The organism is Stenotrophomonas sp. 05L44_2 (assembly GCF_056665995.1).
The window spans coordinates 1-4,662 of record NZ_JBFTNR010000315.1 but is presented as its reverse complement, the minus strand read 5'-3'; the positions used below and the strand labels follow the sequence as shown (position 1 = coordinate 4,662).

Genomic DNA, 4,662 nt, shown 5'->3' with positions numbered 1-4,662 from the left:
ATCCAGAGTGATCGCCTGCAGGCCAGCGCAGCGCAGGTGCGCGCCGCCGCTGCGGCAGTACACGTGGCACCAGAACTGGCGTTGTTCAGTGGCGAGAGCGAGCGTGGTCAGGGCCGCCTGCTGCAGGCGCACGATCTGGTGCTGCCGCATGGCTGCAACGCGGCGCTGCAGCTGGAGATCAGGCGCGGCCAGCGCATCGCCGTCGTGGGCGACAACGGCAGCGGCAAGTCGACCCTGCTGCGCGTACTGGCCGGACAGCTGGCGGCGCGCAGCGGTCAGGTGCAGCGGCATGCGCCGCTGGCCCTGCTCGACCAGCAACTGCTGGGGCTTGCAGGTGAACAGAGCATCCTCGATGCCGTGCGCGCTGCGAATCCCGCGGCCGATGCGGGTGAACTGCGTACGCGTCTTGCCCTGCTGGGCCTGGATGCGCAACGCGTCCAGCGCCCGGCCAGCAGCCTCAGCGATGGCGAGCGGGTGAAGGGTGCGCTGGCCAGCGTGCTGTACGCCGATCCTGCCCCGCAGCTGCTGTTGCTGGACGAGCCGGGCAACGCGCTGGACCTTGCTGCGCTGCAGGCGCTGGAAGAACTGCTGGCGGCGTGGCCGGGGGCGTTGCTGATGGTCAGCCATGACACCCACCTGCTGCAGGCGCTGCGGCCAACGCAGGTGCTGCAGGTCGGTGATGCAGGTTGGCGGTGGCGCGATGCGTTGTAGGGCCGGGCACGTGTTCGGCTCCTGCAGGCATTCATCCACGCATGGCGTGGATCTACTGCCAGCCTCTCATCCACGCGTGGCGCAGACGCATCAACGCTTCCACACCGGGAACGCCTGCGGCATCTGCTGCCACAGCAAGGGCCCGGCCTGCAGCTCGGTGTCGTTGAGCAGGCACGCATCCAGGGCCGACCGCACCACACGCTCGTCCATGTGCACGCCGATCACCACCAGTTCCTGCCGGCGGTCACCCCACAGCGGATGCCACAGGCGTGCCATCGCCGAGTGCGCGGCCGCGTCCGGGAATTCCCGTACGTCCGGCAGCGGCGCGCTCCAGCAGTCGGCCTGCTGCCGGGCCCAGCCCAGATCGCTGTAAGGCAGCGGCGTTGGCGGCAGCAGCGGCGTGGTGTCCTCCTGGCCGGCGCGCACCCGCTCGCGCGCCGCATACCAGAAGCCCGCCGCCTGGGTGCRTGTGGCCGCGCCCACACTGTTCAACTCACCCACCCAGTCCATGCGGTTGGCCAGCCAGAACCAGCCCTTGCTGCGGATCACCCCGGGCATGCCGTGCTGCAATGTGCGCGCGAAACGGGCGGGATGGAACGGCCGCCGTGAGCGATAGACGAAGCTGCCGATGCCGTACTCCTCGGTTTCCGGCGTGTGCTCGCCACGCAGTTCCTTCACCCAACCGGGGGCCTGCTGCGCGCGCTCGAAATCGAAGCGACCGGTATCCAGCAGCTCGGCAAGCGGCACGTCGCCGAAACTGGACAGCAGCAGCTTCGCGTCGCGATTCAAGCCGCGCAGCACGGCCAGCGTGTCCTGCAGCACTTCGTCGTCCACCTGGTCCACCTTGCTGACCACGATCACATCGGCGAATTCCGCCTGCTCGCACAGCAGGTCGACCACGCCACGATCATCATCCGGCCCCGCCTGCTGGCCACGCTCGGCCAGGCGCAGTGTGGAACCGAAATCGGCCAGGAAGGCACTGCCATCCACCACCGTCACCATCGTGTCCAGCCGTGCGATATCGCTCAGGCTGAAGCCGTGTTCGTCGCGCACCGCGAAGGTCGCCGCCACCGGCATCGGCTCGCCGATCCCGGTCGATTCGATCAGCAGGTAGTCGTAGCGGCCGCTGTCGGCCAGGCGCCGCACCTCCTGCAGCAGATCGTCACGCAGCGTGCAGCAGATGCAGCCGTTGCTGAACTCCACCAGCGTCTCTTCGGTGCGACGCAGTTCGGCGCCGCCATCGCGCACCAGCTGCGCATCGATGTTGACCTCGCTCATGTCGTTGACGATCACCGCCACCCGCAGGCCATCGCGGTTGCGCAGGATCTGGTTGAGCAGGGTGGTCTTGCCGGCACCGAGGAAGCCGGAAAGCACGGTGACCGGAAGGCGGCGGTCGGCGCGGGAAACAGTGTTCATGTCGGAGCGGGCTGGCTGCGGAATGGAAATGTTACTGTATAACAATTGTCGCGCAAGGAATCCTCCCCGCATGAAGTCGCCCTCTGCCGCCCTGCTTGATGCCGGCGCCGTCGCCCTGTCCAGCCTGTGCCTGCTGCATTGCCTGGCGCTGCCCCTGCTGGCGGCCGCACTGCCGCTGTTCGGCGTCTGGGCCGAAGCGGAGTGGGTGCACCTGGTCTTCGTCGCCATCGCGCTGCCGATGACCGGCTTTGCCCTGTGGCGCGCCGAACGCCGCCAGCCGCTGCCTGCGCTGGCATGGCTGAGCGCGGGCATGGGCCTGGCACTGTTGATGGCCGGGGCGCTGGCACTGCCCTCGCACGCCTGGGAGACCCCGCTGACGGTCACCGGCAGCCTGCTGCTGGCCGCCACGCACCTGTGGAACGCGCAGCACCGGCACCGCAGAAGCTAGTGCCGGCCGCTGGTCGGCAACTGCAGGCATCGTCCGCAGGTCATGAGGTTGCCGGCCAGCGGCCGGCACTACCCAGCTATTTGCCGTAACGCCGCAGCAGTTCCACCAGTACCTCGGCTTCGGCCGCCCGTTGCGCCGGGTCGTCCGCGCCCACCACGTGTTCCTGCAGATGCTCGTGCAGCAGTTCCATCAGCAGGCTGTGGGCAGCGCCACGCACGGCCGCCACCTGCACCAGCACATCGGCGCAGTCGCCTGCCTCGCCCTCGGGCGTGTTCAATGCCTGTTCCAGCGCCGCCACCTGCCCGCCGATGCGACGCACCCGGGTCAGCAGCTGCTTTCGATTTCTGTGTACATGGGCCATGGCAGGATCATATACCCTATGGGGGTATCCACCCAAGCCTGACCGCCGCCATGCACCTGGACGCCCTCGCCGCCGCCCGCCGCCACGAGCACCGCTTCGACGACGGCAATCCGCTGGCCGAACGCAACACCCGCCGCGCGATGTGGCTCACCGTCAGCATGATGCTGGTGGAGATCGTCGGTGGCTGGTGGTTCAACTCCATGGCCGTGCTGGCCGACGGCTGGCACATGAGCTCGCACGCGCTGGCACTGGGCCTGTCGGTGTTCGCCTATCGCTGCGCACGGCGCTACGCGCACGATCCGCGCTTCGCCTTCGGCACCTGGAAGATCGAGATCCTGGCCGGCTATACCAGCGCCATCGCCCTGCTCGGCGTCGCCGCGCTGATGGCCGTGCAATCGCTGGAACGCCTGTGGGTGCCCGCGCCCATCCACTACAACGAAGCCATCGCCATCGCCGCGGTCGGCCTGGGTGTGAACCTGCTGTGCGCGTGGTGGCTGCACGACAGCCCCGGCCACGCCCACCACCACCATGGACACGGGCACGACCATCATCATGGGCATGACCACGATCATGGCCACGACCATTCCCACGGCCACGACCTCAACCTGCGTTCGGCCTACGTGCACGTGCTGGCCGACGCCGCCACCTCGGTGCTGGCCATCGTCGCCCTGCTGGGCGGCAAGCTGCTCGGCCTGACCTGGCTGGATCCGGTGATGGGCCTGGTCGGCGCGGTGCTGGTCACCGTCTGGGCAATCGGCCTGCTGCGCGACAGCGGCCGCATCCTGCTCGACGCGCAGATGGATGCGCCGGTGGTGGCCGAGGTACGCGAAGTGATCGAGCAGGGTCCGTGGCCGGCACGCCTGGCCGACCTGCACGTGTGGCAGGTGGGGCGCGGCAAGTACGCCGTCGCCGCCAGCGTGGTCACCAGTGATGCCACGCTGGATCCGGATACCGTGCGCCAGGCGCTGGCGATCCACGAGGAACTGGTGCACATCACTGTGGAGATCCACCGCAGCGCGTGACGCCAGCAGGGCGACGGTTCTTGCCGAAAATCTGTACCGGCCACGGCTGCGTGCTGCCTACACTGGCCGCACCTGCCCCGTCGGGACATCCCATGCGCACGCTCCGCCTGCTGCTGCCCGGTGCCCTCCTGCTGCTGGTGGCCTGTTCCGGCGACACCCAGCTGCCGTTCTCCTCCGACCCGATGCTCGGCTGCTTCGCCACCAGCCCGCGCAAGTCCGCCGAGTTCCGCATCGAAAAGGAAGCAAGCCAGTACTTCGTCTCGTTCGAACGCGATGGCCACTGGCAGCGCGAACCCAATGCGCTGTACAAAGCCAGCCGCAGCGACATCCAGCAGTACTTCCGCGATGACGCCGACCAGATCGACAGCGCACTGATCAGGATGGCCGGCGGCTTCGGCATCTTCCGCGTCAAGGACGGCGCCACGCTGAAGGCCCGGGCACGCGACAGCGACTACATGGCGCTGCTGCTGATCGGCGCCGGACCGGTGTATGCGGTGAAGTGCGGATAGCGTGCAGGCCTTCTCATGGCGGGCATCTGGATGGGTGCGCTTCGGGACGTCGCAGGCGGTGTGGCAGTGGTTCCTGCCGCCGCCTTCAGCTCTGCAACAGCTGCGGTACCATGCCCTCCCCCGAATCCTCCCGCTACCCACCGTGCCCCACTACTCCGGCCCCCTGCTGACCCGCGACAGCGCTGACACCCTGCG

Annotated in this window: 6 protein-coding genes; 4 read left to right on the top strand and 2 right to left on the bottom strand. The window is 68.4% G+C overall.

The window, feature by feature from the left end; translation table 11 throughout:
- On the top strand, positions 1–711 hold a 711-nt coding region (locus AC1VAN_RS12285), incomplete at its 5' end, for an ATP-binding cassette domain-containing protein (protein ID WP_480985886.1).
- Between the two features lie 90 nt (positions 712–801).
- On the opposite strand, the gene AC1VAN_RS12280 is transcribed toward AC1VAN_RS12285, so the two are convergent.
- On the bottom strand, positions 802–2,127 hold the full coding sequence (locus AC1VAN_RS12280) for a GTP-binding protein (RefSeq protein WP_480985885.1): 1,326 nt from the start codon (positions 2,125–2,127) through the stop codon (positions 802–804).
- Positions 2,128–2,197: 70 nt separating this feature from the next.
- Here AC1VAN_RS12280 and AC1VAN_RS12275 point away from each other — a divergent pair, with 70 nt between their 5' ends.
- Positions 2,198–2,575, top strand: coding sequence for a MerC domain-containing protein (locus AC1VAN_RS12275; RefSeq protein WP_025879198.1), 378 nt, complete (start codon positions 2,198–2,200; stop codon positions 2,573–2,575).
- Positions 2,576–2,651: 76 nt separating this feature from the next.
- Here AC1VAN_RS12275 and AC1VAN_RS12270 read toward each other — a convergent pair whose 3' ends face one another.
- A complete protein-coding gene (locus AC1VAN_RS12270) occupies positions 2,652–2,936 on the bottom strand; it encodes a metal/formaldehyde-sensitive transcriptional repressor (protein ID WP_032975559.1) in 285 nt (94 codons plus the stop codon).
- A 50-nt stretch (positions 2,937–2,986) separates the two neighbouring features.
- Here AC1VAN_RS12270 and dmeF point away from each other — a divergent pair, with 50 nt between their 5' ends.
- Together dmeF and AC1VAN_RS12260 are read left to right on the top strand one after the other, a co-directional pair.
- Positions 2,987–3,958, top strand: a complete 972-nt coding sequence (dmeF, locus tag AC1VAN_RS12265) for a CDF family Co(II)/Ni(II) efflux transporter DmeF (protein ID WP_032975561.1) — start codon at positions 2,987–2,989, stop codon at positions 3,956–3,958.
- 92 nt (positions 3,959–4,050) lie between these two features.
- Positions 4,051–4,467: a hypothetical protein gene (locus AC1VAN_RS12260; RefSeq protein WP_032975562.1), complete on the top strand. Its 417-nt coding sequence runs from the start codon at positions 4,051–4,053 to the stop codon at positions 4,465–4,467.
- The last annotated feature ends 195 nt before the right edge of the window (positions 4,468–4,662 follow it).

Coding starts and splice junctions, on each gene's coding strand:
- AC1VAN_RS12275 (WP_025879198.1), top strand. CDS start 2,198: ATGAAGTCGCCCTCTGCCGCCCTGCTTGATGCCGGCGCCGTCGCCCTG.
- dmeF (WP_032975561.1), top strand. CDS start 2,987: ATGCACCTGGACGCCCTCGCCGCCGCCCGCCGCCACGAGCACCGCTTC.
- AC1VAN_RS12260 (WP_032975562.1), top strand. CDS start 4,051: ATGCGCACGCTCCGCCTGCTGCTGCCCGGTGCCCTCCTGCTGCTGGTG.
- AC1VAN_RS12270 (WP_032975559.1), bottom strand. CDS start 2,936: ATGGCCCATGTACACAGAAATCGAAAGCAGCTGCTGACCCGGGTGCGT.